The 15468-nt window shown below is 70.7% G+C and carries 16 protein-coding genes; 10 read left to right on the top strand and 6 right to left on the bottom strand.

Annotated elements, in window-relative coordinates; translation table 11 throughout:
• Positions 1-37: 37 nt before the first annotated feature.
• The 4 genes from eccB to ACZ7SW_RS43945 all read left to right on the top strand — a co-directional run bounded on the left by eccB (position 38) and on the right by ACZ7SW_RS43945 (position 3231).
• Positions 38-1444, top strand: a complete 1407-nt coding sequence (eccB, locus tag ACZ7SW_RS43960) for a type VII secretion protein EccB (RefSeq protein WP_470236309.1) — start codon at positions 38-40, stop codon at positions 1442-1444.
• A gap of 29 nt (positions 1445-1473) precedes the next feature.
• Complete coding sequence (locus ACZ7SW_RS43955; RefSeq protein ID WP_470236349.1) at positions 1474-2160, top strand: response regulator; 687 nt, start codon at positions 1474-1476, stop codon at positions 2158-2160.
• The gene (locus ACZ7SW_RS43950; protein WP_470236308.1) at positions 2157-2810 is read left to right on the top strand and encodes a response regulator; all 654 of its coding nucleotides are present in this window, start codon (positions 2157-2159) and stop codon (positions 2808-2810) included. The genes ACZ7SW_RS43955 and ACZ7SW_RS43950 overlap by 4 nt, the downstream gene beginning before the upstream one ends.
• Positions 2811-3102: 292 nt before the next feature.
• Complete coding sequence (locus tag ACZ7SW_RS43945; protein WP_470236307.1) at positions 3103-3231, top strand: hypothetical protein; 129 nt, start codon at positions 3103-3105, stop codon at positions 3229-3231.
• A 34-nt stretch (positions 3232-3265) separates the two neighbouring features.
• Here ACZ7SW_RS43945 and ACZ7SW_RS43940 read toward each other — a convergent pair whose 3' ends face one another.
• On the bottom strand, positions 3266-4060 hold the full coding sequence (locus ACZ7SW_RS43940) for a carbon-nitrogen hydrolase family protein (RefSeq protein WP_470236306.1): 795 nt from the start codon (positions 4058-4060) through the stop codon (positions 3266-3268).
• Positions 4061-4144: 84 nt separating this feature from the next.
• On the opposite strand from ACZ7SW_RS43940, the gene hisD reads away from it, so the two are divergent.
• Genes hisD through hisB form a run of 3 tightly spaced genes read left to right on the top strand, consistent with a single transcriptional unit; the run spans position 4145 to position 7172 of the window.
• Positions 4145-5470 (top strand): histidinol dehydrogenase, encoded by a 1326-nt coding sequence (gene hisD / locus ACZ7SW_RS43935; protein ID WP_470236305.1) that lies wholly within the window; start codon positions 4145-4147, stop codon positions 5468-5470.
• On the top strand, positions 5467-6576 hold the full coding sequence (locus ACZ7SW_RS43930; RefSeq protein ID WP_470236304.1) for a histidinol-phosphate transaminase: 1110 nt from the start codon (positions 5467-5469) through the stop codon (positions 6574-6576). Before hisD ends, ACZ7SW_RS43930 begins: the two co-directional genes overlap by 4 nt.
• Entirely contained in the window at positions 6573-7172 is a 600-nt protein-coding gene (hisB, locus tag ACZ7SW_RS43925; protein ID WP_470236303.1) for an imidazoleglycerol-phosphate dehydratase HisB, read from the top strand. The genes ACZ7SW_RS43930 and hisB overlap by 4 nt, the downstream gene beginning before the upstream one ends.
• A gap of 394 nt (positions 7173-7566) precedes the next feature.
• Here hisB and ACZ7SW_RS43920 read toward each other — a convergent pair whose 3' ends face one another.
• The 3 genes from ACZ7SW_RS43920 to ACZ7SW_RS43910 form a co-directional block, all read right to left on the bottom strand.
• The gene (locus ACZ7SW_RS43920) at positions 7567-8997 is read right to left on the bottom strand and encodes an MFS transporter (protein WP_470236302.1); all 1431 of its coding nucleotides are present in this window, start codon (positions 8995-8997) and stop codon (positions 7567-7569) included.
• A gap of 35 nt (positions 8998-9032) precedes the next feature.
• On the bottom strand, positions 9033-9155 hold the full coding sequence (locus ACZ7SW_RS43915; protein ID WP_470236301.1) for a hypothetical protein: 123 nt from the start codon (positions 9153-9155) through the stop codon (positions 9033-9035).
• Between the two features lie 241 nt (positions 9156-9396).
• Positions 9397-10134, bottom strand: a complete 738-nt coding sequence (locus tag ACZ7SW_RS43910) for an MBL fold metallo-hydrolase (RefSeq protein ID WP_470236300.1) — start codon at positions 10132-10134, stop codon at positions 9397-9399.
• A 17-nt stretch (positions 10135-10151) separates the two neighbouring features.
• Here ACZ7SW_RS43910 and ACZ7SW_RS43905 point away from each other — a divergent pair, with 17 nt between their 5' ends.
• Complete coding sequence (locus ACZ7SW_RS43905) at positions 10152-10310, top strand: hypothetical protein (RefSeq protein WP_162836028.1); 159 nt, start codon at positions 10152-10154, stop codon at positions 10308-10310.
• A 442-nt stretch (positions 10311-10752) separates the two neighbouring features.
• Here the strand turns inward: ACZ7SW_RS43905 and ACZ7SW_RS43900 are convergent, their stop codons facing one another.
• Together ACZ7SW_RS43900 and ACZ7SW_RS43895 are read right to left on the bottom strand one after the other, a co-directional pair.
• Complete coding sequence (locus ACZ7SW_RS43900) at positions 10753-11418, bottom strand: GNAT family N-acetyltransferase (RefSeq protein ID WP_470236299.1); 666 nt, start codon at positions 11416-11418, stop codon at positions 10753-10755.
• A gap of 32 nt (positions 11419-11450) precedes the next feature.
• Positions 11451-13634, bottom strand: coding sequence for an MMPL family transporter (locus ACZ7SW_RS43895; protein WP_470236298.1), 2184 nt, complete (start codon positions 13632-13634; stop codon positions 11451-11453).
• Positions 13635-13828: 194 nt separating this feature from the next.
• Here ACZ7SW_RS43895 and ACZ7SW_RS43890 point away from each other — a divergent pair, with 194 nt between their 5' ends.
• Positions 13829-14407, top strand: a complete 579-nt coding sequence (locus ACZ7SW_RS43890; RefSeq protein WP_470236297.1) for a TetR/AcrR family transcriptional regulator — start codon at positions 13829-13831, stop codon at positions 14405-14407.
• Positions 14408-14475: 68 nt separating this feature from the next.
• Positions 14476-15291, top strand: a complete 816-nt coding sequence (locus ACZ7SW_RS43885) for a class I SAM-dependent methyltransferase (protein WP_470236296.1) — start codon at positions 14476-14478, stop codon at positions 15289-15291.
• Positions 15292-15468 lie beyond the last annotated feature (177 nt).

The raw sequence follows: 15468 nt of genomic DNA, 5'->3' as shown, positions 1-15468 counted from the left end.
CGAGAAGCGGATGTGATCTCCAGGGGGCCGGGACAGCGTGTGGACGCAGCGGGACCAGATCCAGGCATACCAATTCCTGCGCCGCCGTCTCGTGTCCGCGCTCGTCGCCGCGGACGCCAACCATCCGGTGTCGCCCAGCCGCCGCCTCGTGCTCGGCACGGTGCTCGGCGTCGGCGCGGCCCTGCTCGTGACCGCGGTGTTCGGGGTGATCGGCCTGGTCAGCCCGTCCGGCGGGAAGGACTGGCTGGCCGGCGGCAAAGTGATCGTGGAAGCGGACAGCGGGGCGAGGTTCGTGCTCGGCGCGGACGGCGCGGTGCACCCGGTGCTCAACTACGCGTCCGCGCGGCTGCTGGCCGGCGGCAACGGACATGAGACCGTCACGGTGCCCGCCGAGAAGCTCGGCACCGCCCCGCGCGGCACGCAGATCGGCATCGTCGGCGCGCCGGATTCGTTGCCCAGCACGCTGATCACCACCCCGTGGACCAGTTGCAGCCGCACCACCCAGGACGCGCCCGCCTCGGCGGAACCGCTCGTCGCCGTGCTGCTGGAAGCGGCGGCGTCCGGGGTCGAGCTGCCGCGCGATTCGGGCGTGATCGTCCGCGTCCCGCAGGGCGGCCGGTTCCTGCTCGCTGGCGGCCACCGGTACCGGCTGAGCGACGAAGCCGCGGCGGCACTGCAATTCGACAGCTACCCGACGATCACCGTGTCCGCGCGCTGGATCGACACCGTGCCCGCCGGACGCGACCTCGGCGAGATACCAGTCGACGGCGCCGGAAACCGCGGCCCGCGCGTCGGGACGCAGGAGACGCGCGTCGGCCAGGTGCTGTCGGTCGTCGACCCGATGGCCGGGGCGGCCACCGCCTCGACGTACTACCTCGTCCGCCCGGACGGTCTCGAACCCGTCGGCCAGACCCAGGCCGCGCTGCTCGTCACGACCCCGGCGAACGAATCGGCGTACTCGGGCCGTCCGGAACCGGCGCGGGTGCGCGCCGCGGACGTCGCGGCGGTGAAGAAGGTGAGCGAATCCCGCTCCGGCGGCGCGGATCCGGCGGCCTATCCGGACCGGATCCCCGGCAAAGCGCCGATCACCGGCAGTGCGGTGACCCTGTGCGCGCAGAACGGCCGCGTGACCGTCTCGGCGGATCTGCCGGTCCCGTCCGGCGGCCGCGCGCTGCCGGTGCAGAGCCGGACGGACGCCCGGGTCGCGGACGTCGTCTACGTTCCGCCCTCGCGCGGCGCGGTCGCGACGGACGCCGGGTCCGGAACGATTTATCTCGTCACGGACACAGGCCGAAAATATCCGGTGGCGAACGGGACGGCGCTCACGTCGCTGGGCTACGGTTCTGGGTCCGGGCATCCGGTCGCGGGCGGGCTTCTCGCGCTGATGCCGACCGGTCCCGCGCTCGATCCCGCCGCGGCCGGGCAGCCTGCGGGAACGGGGTGAGCGAGCCGGTGACCACGACAGCGCAGCGGATCGGCGACGCGGGAGACCCGGAACAGCCGGATTCCTGGGCCCCGGGCAACATCCCGGTGGCCGTCATCGAAGACCACCCCCTCTACCGCCGCTCGGTGGAACGCGTCCTCCTCGAGGCCCCGGACGTGGAACTGGGCGCGGTGGTCGATTCGGTCGCCCGCTTCCACGTCGCGCGCCAGCCGGCCGGAAGCGTCGTCCTCCTCGATCTCGGCCTGCCCGGCGTCGCCGGGGCGGCGGCGGTGCTCGAGGTCGCGGAGCTGGGCCATCACGTGCTGGTCGTGTCCGCGCAAGCCGAACCGGAGACGGTGCTCGCCGCGATCGCCGCCGGCGCCAAGGGATTCCTGTCGAAAGACGTCGACGTAGACGAGCTGCTGATCGCCATCCGCGCGGTCGCGGGCGGCGGCGCGTACGTGTCGGCCGTCGTCGCCGGAATGATCATCAAGGACAACACCGACCGCCCGGTCACGCGGCCGGAAATGGAGCTGTCGCCGCGCGAAGTGCAGGTGCTGCGGCTCGTCGCGGCGGGGGAGCGGGACGTCGACATCGCGCGGATCCTCGGCATCGGCGTCCGCACCGTGCGCGGCTACCTCGACCGGATCCGCGACAAGACCGGCGAACGGCGGCGCCCCGGCCTCGTGAAGGAAGCGATCCGCCGCGGGCTGGTGGGGAAGGAAACAGTGACGTGAAAGCCGACGAGGGGCGGCGCCGGAGCGGACCCATCCAGGTCGGGGTGATCGAAGACCACCCGCTGTACCGGGACGCGGTCGCCAGGGTCCTGTACGAGGCCCCGGACATCGAACTGGGCGCGGTAGCCGACTCCGTGGCGCGGTTCGCGGTACAGGACCAGCCGCCGGGCAGCGTGGTGGTGCTCGACCTGAAACTGCGCGGCGTCCAGGACGCGGCGGCAGTGCTCGAGGTGGGGCAGATGGGGCACAAGGTGCTCGTGGTGTCCGCGCACGCGGAACAGCCCGAGGTCCTCGGCGCGATGCAAGCCGGGGCCAAGGGGTTCTTGTCGAAGGACGTCGACGGGGACGAACTGCTGCGCGCGATCCGGACTATCGCGGAGGACAACGCGTACGTCTCGCCGACGCTGGCCGGAATGATCATCCAGGACAGCGACGAACGGCACGCGGGACCGAAGATCGTGCTGTCGGAGCGGGAAAAACAGGTCCTGCGCCTGGTCGCGGCGGGGGAGCGGGACGTCGACGTGGCGGAGATCCTGGACATCAGCGTCCGGACGGTGCGGTCGTACCTGGACCGGATCCGGGACAAGACGGGGGAGCGGCGGCGGGCTGGGTTTGTGCGGGTGGCGATTCGGGAAGGGTTGCTCCGCTGACGGTTCGGGACACGGCGGTGTTCGACTACGACGTCGCGGTGTCGTTCGCCGGGGAAGACTTGACCGAGTACCTGCCGAAGATTTACGAGGAACGCGCTTCGTCGTGATGTTCGTTTCCCGGCATTAGGCGGCCAAGCCGTGGACGAGATTCGAGCGCCGAAGCGTGCCTCATTGCGAGAGCGGGCATTAGTTATCAGCGCGGCGAGGAATTTTTCCGCGCTTTTTCCGGAGAATCTCAAGCGACGGCGTTCGGATCGCCCGGCGACGTGCGGGGACGTGCCGCGGATTGTTCATGCACGAAAAGCTCGCCAACGGCGAGCAGATCGAAATCGAGACAACCATTAAGCTGGACATTTCCTCCGAGGACTCAGCGCGGTTTTCCCGGGCGCTTGAAGCCTTTAATCGGCACCTGCTGGGTTGATCTCCATCAGTGCGGGGCCCTCCTGACGACCTGGTCAGAGCCGCCGGTTCGCCAACGCCCCAGTAGCCGTCCGAGCCTTCCCCGCCACCTCCGGCTCCACCTCCACCACCAGCATCTCCACCCCGGCCCCGGCCTGCTCCGCCACCCGTCCGAAACCGTCCGCCACCAGCGAGTATCCGATCCCGGTAGGCGCCTTCGGATTGACCTCCGCCCCGGTCGCCGACGGATCAGCCTGCCCGCAAGCCGCCACCCAGCAGCCGGAGTCCAGCGCCCGCGCGCGCACCAGCACCTCCCACTGCTCCCGCTTCCCGGCCCCCGCGCCCCACGAAGCCGGAACCGCCACCACGTCCGCGCCGTCGTCGGCCAGTCGCCGGAACAGCTCCGGGAACCGCAGGTCATAGCAGGTGGCGACGCCGAACACCGTCCCCTCCGCCGAGAACGTCACGACCTCCGACCCCGGCGCGACAGTGTCCGATTCGGCGAACCCGAACGCGTCGTACAGGTGGATCTTGTCGTATCCGAGATGCTGCCCCAGCCCGGTGACCAGCAGCGTGTTCCGCACCCGTCCGTCATCGGCGGGCGTGAACATTCCCGCGATCACCAGCACGTCGTGTTCCGCCGCGATCGAGGCCACCGCCGACGCCCACGGGCCGTCCAGCGCCTGGGCCACCGGGGCCAGCGGACGGCCGAAGCGGGCCATCGTCGCCTCCGGGAACACCACCACCCGGGCTCCGGCGGCCGCCGCGGCCTCCACGCCGGAGCGAACCGTTTTCAGGTTTTCTTCCGGGTCGTCGCCCGAGTTGAGCTGGCACAACGCGATCCGGGGCACACGAGCCTCCCTGGTCCGGGGACAGCGGGTCGTCACCGAGTATCCCTGCCGGGAGCTCGCGGGCCACCTCGTACCCTGGTGTCCATGTTGAACCGCACCGACCTGCGCGGGCAGGTCCCCTCCGCTGCCGAGCTCCGTGCCGCGCTTCCGCGCGCCGAGTACGACGTGGACGCGGCCCTGCATCAGGTCCGGCCGGTGGTCGAGGCCGTCCGGGACCGCGGGGTCGAGGCGGTCCTCGAGTTCACCGAGCGGTTCGACAAGGTGCGCCCGGAGACGGTCCGGGTGCCCGCCGAGGAGCTGGCCAAGGCGCTGTCCGAGCTGGACCCGCAGGTCCGCGCCGCGCTGGAGGAGTCCATCAAGCGCGCCCGGAAGGTGCACTCGGACCAGCGCCGCCGGGACGTCACGACGCAGGTCGTCCCCGGCGGCACGGTCACCGAGCGCTGGGTGCCGGTCGACCGCGTCGGCCTGTACGCGCCGGGCGGGCTGGCGGTGTACCCGTCGACCGTGGTGATGAACGTCGTCCCGGCGCAGCTGGCCGGCGTGCGCTCGCTGGTCGTGTGCTCGCCGCCGCAGGCCGCGTTCGGCGGGCGGCCGCACCCGACGATCCTGGCTGCCGCCGCGCTGCTCGGCGTGGACGAGGTCTGGGCGGTCGGCGGCGCGCAGGCGGTCGCCTTGGTCGCGTACGGCGGCGTCGACACCGACGGCGCCGAGCTGGCCCCGGTGGACATCGTGACCGGGCCGGGCAACATCTACCTCACCGCGGCCAAGCGCCTGGTCCGCGGCGTGATCGGCATCGATTCCGAGGCCGGTCCCACCGAGATCGCGATCCTCGCCGACGAGACGGCCGACCCGGTGCACGTCGCCGCCGACCTGATCAGCCAGGCCGAACACGACCCGCTGGCCGCGAGTGTCCTGGTGACCACTTCCGAGGAGCTGGCCGACGCGGTCGAGGCCGAGCTCGTCGCCCGCGTCGCCGCGACGAAGCACTCCGAACGGGTCGGCCAGGCGCTGGGCGGCAAGCAGTCCGGCATCATCCTGGTGTCCACTGTGGACGACGGACTGCGCGTCGTGGACGCGTATGCCGCCGAGCACCTGGAAATCCAGACCGCGAACGCCCGCGAAGTGGCCGCGCGGGTGCGCAACGCCGGGGCGGTTTTCGTCGGCGCGTACGCCCCGGTTTCGCTGGGCGACTACTGCGCGGGCTCGAACCACGTGCTGCCCACCGGCGGGTTCGCCCGGCACTCCTCGGGTCTGTCGGTGCAGAGCTTCCTGAAGGGGATCCACGTCGTGGACTACTCCGAGGACGCCCTGCGCGAGATCGCCCCCCGCGTCGTAGCCCTCGCGGACGCCGAAGACCTGCCCGCGCACGGCGAAGCCGTCACCGCGCGTTTCGAAGGAGACGGCCGATGAACGAAGCGATCCCGGGCGGCGAGGTCACTCTCGCCGAACTCCCGCTGCGCGAGGACCTGCGTGGCCGCACCCCGTACGGCGCGCCGCAGCTGGACGTCCCGATCCGGCTCAACACCAACGAAAACCCGTACCCGCCGCCGCCCGAGCTGGTCGACGACGTCGCCGAGGCCGTGCGTGCCGAAGCGGCGTCGCTGCACCGGTACCCGGACCGCGACGCGGTGGCGCTGCGCACCGATCTGGCGGACTACCTGACGGTGTCCACGCGAGTGGTGCTGTCGGAGTCCAACGTGTGGGCGGCGAACGGGTCGAACGAGATCCTGCAGCAGATCCTGCAGGCGTTCGGCGGTCCCGGCCGCACCGCGCTGGGCTTCGAGCCGTCGTACTCGATGCACCCGATCATCGCGACCGGAACGCGCACCGACTGGCTGCCGGTGCCGCGCCGCGCGGACTTCACGCTCGACACCGCGCGAGCGGCCGAAGCGGTCGCCGAGCGCAAGCCGGACATCGTGTTCGTGACCAGCCCGAACAACCCGACCGGCGGGTCGATCCCGCTGGACCAGCTGCGCGGCGTGCTCGACGCGGCCCCGGGGATCGTGGTGGTGGACGAGGCGTACGCGGAGTTTTCCTCGCAGGCCAGCGCGATCGAGCTGATCGCGGAGTACCCGGCGAAGCTGATCGTGTCGCGCACGATGAGCAAGGCGTTCGCCTTCGCCGGCGGACGGCTGGGCTACCTCGCCGCCGCACCGGCCATTGTGGACGCACTGCAGCTCGTCCGGTTGCCGTATCACCTTTCCAAGATCACCCAGGCGGCCGCCCGCGCCGCCCTCCGGCACGCCGACGCCACCCTCGCGTCGGTGCACCGGCTCTCCGCCGAACGCGACCGCGTCGTGGAAGCCTTGCTGGGACTGGGTTTCACCCCGGTTCCGAGCGACGCCAACTTCGTCCTTTTCGGACAGTTCAGCGACGCGCCTGCCAGCTGGCAGTCCTATTTGGACCACGGCGTGCTGATCCGGGACGTGGGCATCGAGGGACACCTGCGGGTGACCATCGGCACCCCGGAGGAGAACGACGCCTTCCTCGAGGCGAGTAAGGAAATCAAGCGATGAGCCGCGTCGGCAAGATCGAGCGCACCACCAAGGAATCGTCCATCCTGGTCCAGCTGGACCTCGACGGGACCGGGCAGGTGGACATCGCCACCGGCGTGCCGTTCTACGACCACATGCTCACCGCGTTCGGCGTGCACGGCTCGCTGGACCTGAAGGTCGAGGCGACCGGCGACGTCCACATCGACGCGCACCACACCGTCGAGGACACCGCGATCGTGCTCGGCCAGGCGCTGCGCCAGGCCCTAGGCGACAAAAGCGGCATCCGCCGATTCGGCGACGCGTGGATCCCGATGGACGAAACGCTCGCCCACGCCGCGATCGACGTCTCCGGCCGCCCGTACTGCGTGCACGTCGGGGAACCGGAGCAGTACAACACGTTCACCATCGGCAACAACTACCCGTTCGTCCTGACCCGGCACGTCTTCGACTCGCTGGCGTTCCACGCGCAGATCGCACTGCACGTCCGGGTCGTCCACGGCCGCGACCCGCACCACATCGCGGAGGCGGAGTACAAGGCCGTGGCGCGAGCACTGCGGGCGGCGACGGAGCCGGATCCGCGTGCTGGCGGGATTCCGTCCACGAAGGGCGTGCTTTAGCGGTTCGCGCGCGGAACACGCGGCGCGGCGACAACAGATCAGGACGCCTGAACGACCGTCGTCGCCCGCCTGTCCCGCCGGGTGGTCCCGGCTGAGTGCCTGCGGTTCCGCTGTTCTCGACGTGGTCCCCGACCTCGACCCCGCGAGTCTGCGGCGATTGGCCGGTGTGCTCGCCGAGCTTTGTCGAAAACGATGACGCTGAAGCAGTGCCGACTGGGTCCCGGAGCCACCCACCGCCGAGCATCTGGATCTTTGTTCGTGACCCGCCTGGGCATGTTCGACGTGCCGCCGGACTTCACCGGCTCGTTCGCGCGGCTGCGATCTGGGCGACCGGTTCGGCTCGTGCCACGCGTACCGGATCCGGCCTGCGACGACAGCCGGGCCCGCCGAATCGCTAGGCGCGCCGCGGCTGGTCCCGTTGTGCGGGCAGGAGGAACGCCAGCGCGGCGACGATCACCATGAGCACGGCGATCACCAGGAACGCGCGTCCGTAGTCGGCGGCGAGGGCTTCCGGGGCCGGGCTGCGCGGTGCGGCGACGGTGACCAGCACGGCGAGACTGAGGGCTCCGCCGACCTGTTTCGCGGTGTTCATCAGCCCGGAAGCCGCCCCGGCCTCGGACGGGGCCACGCCCGAGGTGACCGCGGCCGTGATCGGGGTGGTGAGCAGCCCGCCGCCGATCGCGAACACGACGGCCGGACCCAGAATCCCGGCGGGATAACCGCTGCCGGGCATCAGCAGGGTCTGCCAGGCGAACCCGGCCGCGGCGAGCAGCGCGCCCGCCGCGATCAGGATCCGCCCGTCGACCCGCCGCATCAGCCGCGGAGTCAGCCGCGCGCCCACGAGAATGGCCACCAGGGTGTGCGGAAGGAACGCGAGCCCGGTCTGCACCGGCGAGTATCGCAGCACGTTCTGCATGGACAGGGTGAGGAAGTACCACAACGGATTCAGGCACGCGCCGACCAGCAGCATCACGGCATTCCCGCCGGAAACCGCGCGAATCCGGAACAATCGCAACGGAATCAGCGGAGTCTCCGCGAACCGTGCCTCGACGAGCACGAACAGCCCCAGCAGAACCGCCCCGACGGCGAGGCCGGCCACTGTGGACGGTTCGGCCCAGCCGGCGCTGCCCGCCCGGGAGACGCCGTAGGCCAGCGCCGCCAGGCCGGTCGTGGCCAGGACCGCGCCGGGGACATCGAGCTTCCGCCGCCGCGCGCCGTCGCGGTCGCGGTCGCGGGGCACGAACCGGACCGCCAGCGCGATCGCGACCAGGCCGATCGGGACGTTGATCAGCAGCGTGGACCGCCACGACAGGTACTCGGTCAGCACCCCGCTGAGCAGGTTCCCGGCCGTTCCGCCGGCGACCCCGACCGCGGTCCAGGTGGCCAGTGCGCGTGTGCGTGCGGCTCCTTCGGGGAAGGTCGCGGTGAGGAGCGTCAACGTCGCCGGAGCCAGCACCGCCGCGCCCAGCCCCTGTCCCGCGCGGGCCGCGATCAGCAGCCCGGCCGAGCCCGCCAGGCCGCCGGCCAGGCTCGCCGCGGCGAACACCGCCAGCCCGGCGACGAACACTCGCTTGCGGCCGAACAGATCCGCCAGCCGCCCGCCCAGCAGCAGCAGTCCGGCGAAGACCAGGGCGTAGGCGTTGGCCACCCACTGCTGCCCGGCCGAGCTCAGCTCCAGCGCCCGCTGGATCGAGGGCAGCGCGACGTTCACCACCGAAATGTCCAGCACCACCATGAACTGCGCCGCGCACGCCAGCGGCAACACGATCCGTGACGCCGCGCCGTCCCGCACGCTCGGCGCGACAGTCCCACCCCAGCGGCTCATAAACCAGTTGCCCCCATTTCCCATATACAGCTGTATCACAATGACGTCGCCGCCATCCGGGAAAAGATCACGTCGTGCCGCGAACTGCCGACCACGCAGAACGCCGTGCACAGCTCGCCGACGCTCCCGTCCGCATCGCCGCCCACGACGGCCTGCACGCGGTCACCATGCGCGCGGTCGCCGACGAAGCCGACGTGTCACTGCGCCCGGTGCAGTACTACTTCGAGATCGCCGCACTGCCCGACCCGTGCCGCCGCGAGCGTTCCTGGCCGAGGCACTGTCCACCGACAAGCAAATCCGCGCCTTTCACCTCGCCGCCTCTCCCGCGCGGCACTGGCCATGACCGACCCCGGCCTCGTCGCCGAACCGTCACGTGGTTGTGGCCCGTGCTTCAGCGGTTCACACGCGGAACACCGTACGCGGCGCGGCGTAAGCCACCGGCCCGGGAAAGTGTTCCGCCGCAAGGCGAACCGCGTCGCGCGCGGTGACTGTGTGGCCGAGATGCGTGAGCACCAGCCGTGCCGCTCCCGCCGCCGCGCGGCCCGCTTCCGCAGGCGTCAGATGTTCCGTGGACGGCTCGATGCTGTCCGCCTCGCACAGGAACAGATCCGTCCCCTCCGCCAACGTCGAAAGCGCCTCGCACGGTCCGGTATCCCCGGAGTACGCGAAAGTCCGTGCCCCGTCAGTGATCCGCACCCCGAACGCCGGAAACCCGTGTGACACGGCCACCGTCTCCAGTCGCAGGCCGCCGACCCGGATCTGATGCCCGTCGTGCAGTTCCCGGACCGCGAACGCCTCCTCGATCGGCGCGCGTCCCGTGTTGCTGAGGAACGCGGAGATCCGCGCCGCCGTCCCGGGCGGGCCGTACAACGGGATCGGCCGTCGCAGGCGCAGATCCGCGAACAACAGCGCGTACACCGCCGGTAACAGATCCGCGACGTGGTCCGCGTGCAGATGCGAGATCCAGATCGCGTCCAGCTCCGCCGGCGAGGCGTGTTCCTGCAGCGCAGCGAGGGTGCCGGGCCCGGCGTCGAGCCAGATCGCGGTGTCCTCGTGGCGCACCAGGTACCCGGAGCACGGAGCGTCCGGGCGCGGGTACGGCGTCGCGCTGCCCAGTACCGTCACGGTGAAGGCCATGTGGCACGCTAACCCCTGTGAGCAAAGAGCTGATCGCGGTCCTGCTGCTGGCCCTCGGCGGCTTCCTGGCCGGCGGGGTCTACTCGCTGTGGAAGACCGCGAAGTTCTTCGCCGTGGTGCTGGGCATCGCGGCGGTGCTGGCGATCGGCGGGGCCATCGCCTGGCTCGTCAGCTGACCGGCCCGGATCTCCCCGCAGCTTCCCGAAGCTGACGCGCGTTTCTCGGCGACTCACGCTGGCCTCCCGACCTGACGCGCTTCTCCGCGACTCACGGGGCCCCCACCTGACGCGCGTTTCTCCGAGGCTAATGCCGCGTCCCCGCCTGACCTGCGCCTCCCCGCGACTAACGCGGATCTCCCCGCATCGAACGGAGCTTTCCGCCCCCAATGCGTGCCGCTCCACGCCTAGGGTCGATCTTGCCGCCGCTAATGCGCTTCTCCGCATCTGAGGCGGGTCTTCCCGCCCCCAACGCGCGCCCCTACGCACCCTAACGACCTTCCCACCGCCGATGCGCCTAACTCAGGCCATCCCGCCGCCAATGCGCGCCCTTCCCGCGACCAACGCGAACCCCCCCGCGACCAAGGGCGAACCTCTCCTCACCTAACCGCGCCCATCCCCATCAAGAAGACTCCAGCGGCTGATAAATGCACTCGGCCAGCGTCGCGTGCTTCTTCCACCCCAACGTCTCGTACAGCGCCCGCCCGGCATCCGTACCCCCGAGAATGCCGAGCATCGCACCGTCCGCGAGTGCGCGGTCGGCGAGGGTGCGCATCACGAACCCGCCCAGTCCGCGTCGCCGGTGTGTCTCCTCGGTGGCCACCCGGTCCACGATCACCGCGTCGCCAACCCTCGCCATCTGGCCCTTCGCCGCCTGTTCGCCCGTCGCGTCCAGCACCCGGAGGAACGTGACGGCTCCGCTGATCTCCGCCGTCACGGTGTAGCCCTCCGGCGCGACCGGGTTCGTGGCCAGCAGATCCGTCGCCATCAGATGCCCGGTGTCCTGCCAGGCGACGACCCATCCCTCCGGCATCCACGGCTCGAGGGTCTCCGGCTCGGCAGGCGTTTTCAGCCACGTCCGAGGTTCGCTGACCGCGCCCACGGCGGCGCGGACCAGCGATTCCTCAGGCTCCGGCAGGACGTGCCTGCCCACCTCGGCGGGATTGTCCGGGACCTCGACGAAAAGCCCCCATGGCTTCTCGACCGGCGGCGGTGTCTGCCGCGACAACGCCCATCCCGCTACCCAGGTCCGTACCGTGTCCTCGATCATCATGCCCCCAGCGGTCATGAACCGATGGTACGAACCAGCACCGACAAAAATCAGACCCGCGTCAGTTCGCGCTCGTCGTCGCCGGGGGCGCCGAGTTCGCGGACCAGGCCCTCGCCCTCGACGTCGACGTTCGGCAGGATCCGGTCGAGCCACTTCGGCAGCCACCACGCGCCGCGCCCGAGCAGCGACATCACCGCGGGCACGATGGTCATCCGGATCACGAACGCGTCCACCAGCACGCCGAAGGCCAGCGCGAACCCGATCGACTGGATCAGCGTCGACTCGGCCAGCACGAACCCGGCGAACACCGAGATCATGATCAGCGCGGCCGCCACGACGACTCGCGCCCCGTGCCGGAACCCGGTCACCATCGCCTCCTGCGGCTCGGCTCCGTGCACGTGTTCCTCGCGCATCCGGGTCACCAGGAACACCTGGTAGTCCATCGCGAGTCCGAACAGGACGCCGATCAGCAGGATCGGCAGCATGCTCATGATCGGGCCGGTCGAGGCGACGCCGAGCAGATCGGTGAGCCAGCCCCACTGGAACACCGCGACCACCGCACCGAACGTCGCGACCACCGAGCCGAGGAACCCGAGCGTCGCCTTCAGCGGCACCACGACCGACCGGAACACCAGCATCAGCAACAAAAACGCCAGTCCGACGATCAGCGCGAGGTAGGGCAGCATCGCGTCGGACAGCTTCTGCGACACGTCGATGTTGGCCGCGGTCTGGCCGGTCACCGCGAGGCTGCCGCCGGTGTTTTCCTTCAGCGGAGGCGATTGCGCGCGGATCGCCGACACGAGGTCCTCGGTCTGCGTGCTGCTCGGACCGCTCTTCGGGATCACCGTGAGCACAGCGGTGTCTCCGGCCGGGTTGACCTTCGGCGGCGTCACCGCGGCGACGTCCGGCAGCTTGCCGATGTCGGCGGCGGCCTGCTTCAGCGCGGCCGGGTTGTGGTTCGGGCCGGTGTCGACGACGACCAGCAGCGGTCCGTTCGCGCCCTCGCCGAAGCCCTTGCTGACCAGGTCGTACGCCTTGCGCTGGGTGGTGTCCGGCGCGGCGGTGCTGTCGTTGGGCAGGCCGAGCTGCATGCTCAGCGCGGGAATCGCGACGACGGCCAGCCCGACGAGCGCGGCCAGCAGGACCGGAACCCGGTGCCGCGCAACGAAACGCGCCCAGCGCTCGCCGTGCGTCGGGTCTTCGGTGCGGCGGCGCACCCGGATCTTGCTGTTGCCGACGCGAGCACCGGCGAAGCCGAGCACCGCGGGCAGCAGCGTCAACGCGATGAGCACGGCGACCACGACGGTCGCCGCGGCGGCGACGCCCATCTGGCCGAGGAACGGAATGCCGACCACGGTGAGCCCGGCGAGCGCGATGATCACGGTGAGCCCGGCGAACACCACGGCGGAACCGGCGGTGCCGACCGCGCGACCGGCGGCCTCCTCGGGTTCTCGGCCCTCGGCCAGTTCGTGCCGGTAACGGGAGACGATGAAGAGCGCGTAGTCGATGCCGACCGCGAGCCCGATCATCAACGCCAGCACCGGGGTGTTGGAGTTCAGCTCCATCGAACCGGACGCCAGCATGATGCCCGCCATCCCGACGCCGACCCCGATCAACGCGGTGAGCAGCGGGATGCCGGCGGCCAGCAGCGAACCGAAGGTGATGATCAGGACGACCGCCGCGACCGCGACGCCGAGCCCTTCGGTGGCCCCGGTCGCCGGGACGCCCTGCACCGCGTCGCCGCCGTACTCGACCTGGTATCCCAGCTGCTTCGCGTGGTCGCCGGTGGCGAGCAGCGCTTCACGGTCGGTGTCGCCGAGCTCGAAGCCCTTGACCCGGTAGCTCACCTGCGCGAGCGCGACCCGGCCGTCGGGGGAGACGGACTTCGCCTGGAACGGGTCGACGACCGCGGCCACCTTCGGCGCGGACTTCAGCTTGCCGACCACGCCCTCGACGGCCGCCTGGCCAGCCGGGTCGGTGATCTTCCGCCCGTCCGGCGCGGCGATCGCCACGCGCGCGGTGCCGCCGCCCGCCGCGGCCTGCGGGAAGTGCTCGGTCAGCCGGTCGATCGCCTGCTGCGATTCGGTGCCGGGAATGGTCACCGAATCCGACAGCTTGCCCGACAGCGTGAGCGCGCCCGCGCCCAACGCCATGAGAACAAGCGCCCAGACCGCCGCCACGAGGGCCCGGCGGCGGAACGACAGCCTGCCGAGCCGGTACAGGAAGGGTGCCACGAGTCGTCTCCGTTTCGCGCCCGAAGCGGGCTCTCCGCACTGGAATCGCCCTTTCGAAGCTAGCCGTTCGGCAAGGAGCTGCCAAGCCGATCGGCTAGGATGTGACTAGCCGCACGGCAAGTGTCGGCCTAGTCGCTCGGCTAGTACCATGATGTGCTGCGGAGCAGCGCACTCCGCTTGAGGAGGAGGGCGCGATGACGACCGTCGAACCGGTCGCGGACACCCGCACCAGGCTGCTCGCCACTGCGCTGCGGCTGTTCGCCGAGCACGGCGTGGAGGGCACGTCGCTGCAGATGATCGCCGACGAGCTGGGTGTCACCAAGGCCGCGGTCTACTACCACTTCAAGACGAAGGCGGAGATCACCGAGGCGGTCGCGGAGCCGGGCATCCGGGAGCTGGACCAGCTGGTCGTCGAGGCCGCGAAGCACCCGCGACACGGCGCGCGAGTAGACCATCTCCTGGACGGTTTCGTCGATCTCGTGGTGCGGCACCGGGTGCTGGTCGCGCTGTTCTCCAGCGATCCGGGCATCGACGCGGCCCTCGCGAAATCGGCGCACGGCGTCGAAGGGTTCAAGCAGGCGCTGATCTCGATCGTGGCCGGAGGGCCGGAACTGGACGTGACCGCCCGCGTGACGGCGATCGTGGCGTTCACCGGCATCGCGATGGCGGGGGGAGCGCCCGACCTGGCAGAGGTGGACGACGAAACCCTGCGCCGGGAACTGGTCCGGGTGGGCAGGCGGCTGCTGGGCAGGCCGCGCCGCCGGGTCTGCTGAGCCTCAGCAATTCCCAATCGCTGAGAAGGCCGTTGCAGTATTTGGGAATCGCCTCCTAGTCTCGAACTATGTCTCCGGAGAGCGCGTACGGACAGGGGCACGCGGAAAGCGTTGTGCGGTCTCAACGCTGGCGCACCGTCGACAACTCGGCGGCCTACCTAGCACCGGAACTGCTTCCCGGGCGCAGCGTGCTGGACGTCGGCTGCGGTCCCGGGACGATCACGGTGGACATCGCCCGTCGAGTGGCCCCTGGCGAGGTGGTCGGCATCGACGTGTCGGAGGCCGTTCTGGAGCAGGCGCGGGCTAACGCGCGGCGCGAAGGCGTGTCCAACGTCCGGTTCGAGCGCGCCGACATCACGGAGGCGGCCGCGATCGGCCGATTCGACGTCGTGCACGCGCACCAGGTGCTCCTGCACCTGACCGAGCCGGTGAAAGCGTTGCGGCACATGCTCGAACTGGCCAAGCCCGGCGGGATTGTCGCCGCCCGCGACACCGATTACGCCGCCGCGTTCTGGTGGCCGGCGGACTCGCGACTGGACCGATGGCGGGAGGTCTACCGCGCGGTCGCGCACGCCAACGGCTCCGAGCCGGACGCCGGGCGGAGGCTGCTGGCCTGGGCGCACGCCGCGGGTGCCCGCGACGTCAAGCCGAGTGCTTCCATCTGGTGTCATTCCACGCCCGGGGAACGTGCGTGGTGGGGCGGAATGTGGGCGGAACGGATCCTGGATTCCAAGATCGCCGAGCAGGCCGTGGCGGGCGGGCACGCGACCGCCGAAGACCTCCGCGACATCTCCGAGGGGTGGCGCGCGTGGGCGGCCGACCCAGACGGCTGGTTCGCGATCCCGCACGGGGAAATCCTGTGCCGCGTCGCCGAAACCGGCTGAGGCGGCGGAAGCGCTTCACGGGCTCGCGGTGGGGCAGTTTTCGGTCCGTGAGGGCCACCTTGAGGGAATCAGATTCCCTCAAGGTTCCTTGGGGTCATGGGGTTGTTGCAACACCGCTTTGTTGAAGGGGTGGGGTTGTGGCGCGGGTGTTTCAGTGGTTGCCGCGGTGGGTGCAGG

The sequence above is a fragment of the Amycolatopsis sp. NPDC114484 genome (genome assembly GCF_055633755.1).
Note: the sequence above shows the minus strand (reverse complement) of the source record. Positions and strands in the feature narration are given on the sequence as shown.

What these genes read in the sequence shown, in the direction of transcription:
- ACZ7SW_RS43945 (WP_470236307.1), top strand. Translation starts at nt 3,103, where the DNA reads ATGCACGAAAAGCTCGCCAACGGCGAGCAGATCGAAATCGAGACAACC.
- hisD (WP_470236305.1), top strand. Translation starts at nt 4,145, where the DNA reads ATGTTGAACCGCACCGACCTGCGCGGGCAGGTCCCCTCCGCTGCCGAG.
- ACZ7SW_RS43930 (WP_470236304.1), top strand. Translation starts at nt 5,467, where the DNA reads ATGAACGAAGCGATCCCGGGCGGCGAGGTCACTCTCGCCGAACTCCCG.
- hisB (WP_470236303.1), top strand. Translation starts at nt 6,573, where the DNA reads ATGAGCCGCGTCGGCAAGATCGAGCGCACCACCAAGGAATCGTCCATC.
- ACZ7SW_RS43920 (WP_470236302.1), bottom strand. Translation starts at nt 8,997, where the DNA reads ATGAGCCGCTGGGGTGGGACTGTCGCGCCGAGCGTGCGGGACGGCGCG.
- ACZ7SW_RS43910 (WP_470236300.1), bottom strand. Translation starts at nt 10,134, where the DNA reads ATGGCCTTCACCGTGACGGTACTGGGCAGCGCGACGCCGTACCCGCGC.
- ACZ7SW_RS43900 (WP_470236299.1), bottom strand. Translation starts at nt 11,418, where the DNA reads ATGACCGCTGGGGGCATGATGATCGAGGACACGGTACGGACCTGGGTA.
- ACZ7SW_RS43890 (WP_470236297.1), top strand. Translation starts at nt 13,829, where the DNA reads ATGACGACCGTCGAACCGGTCGCGGACACCCGCACCAGGCTGCTCGCC.
- ACZ7SW_RS43885 (WP_470236296.1), top strand. Translation starts at nt 14,476, where the DNA reads ATGTCTCCGGAGAGCGCGTACGGACAGGGGCACGCGGAAAGCGTTGTG.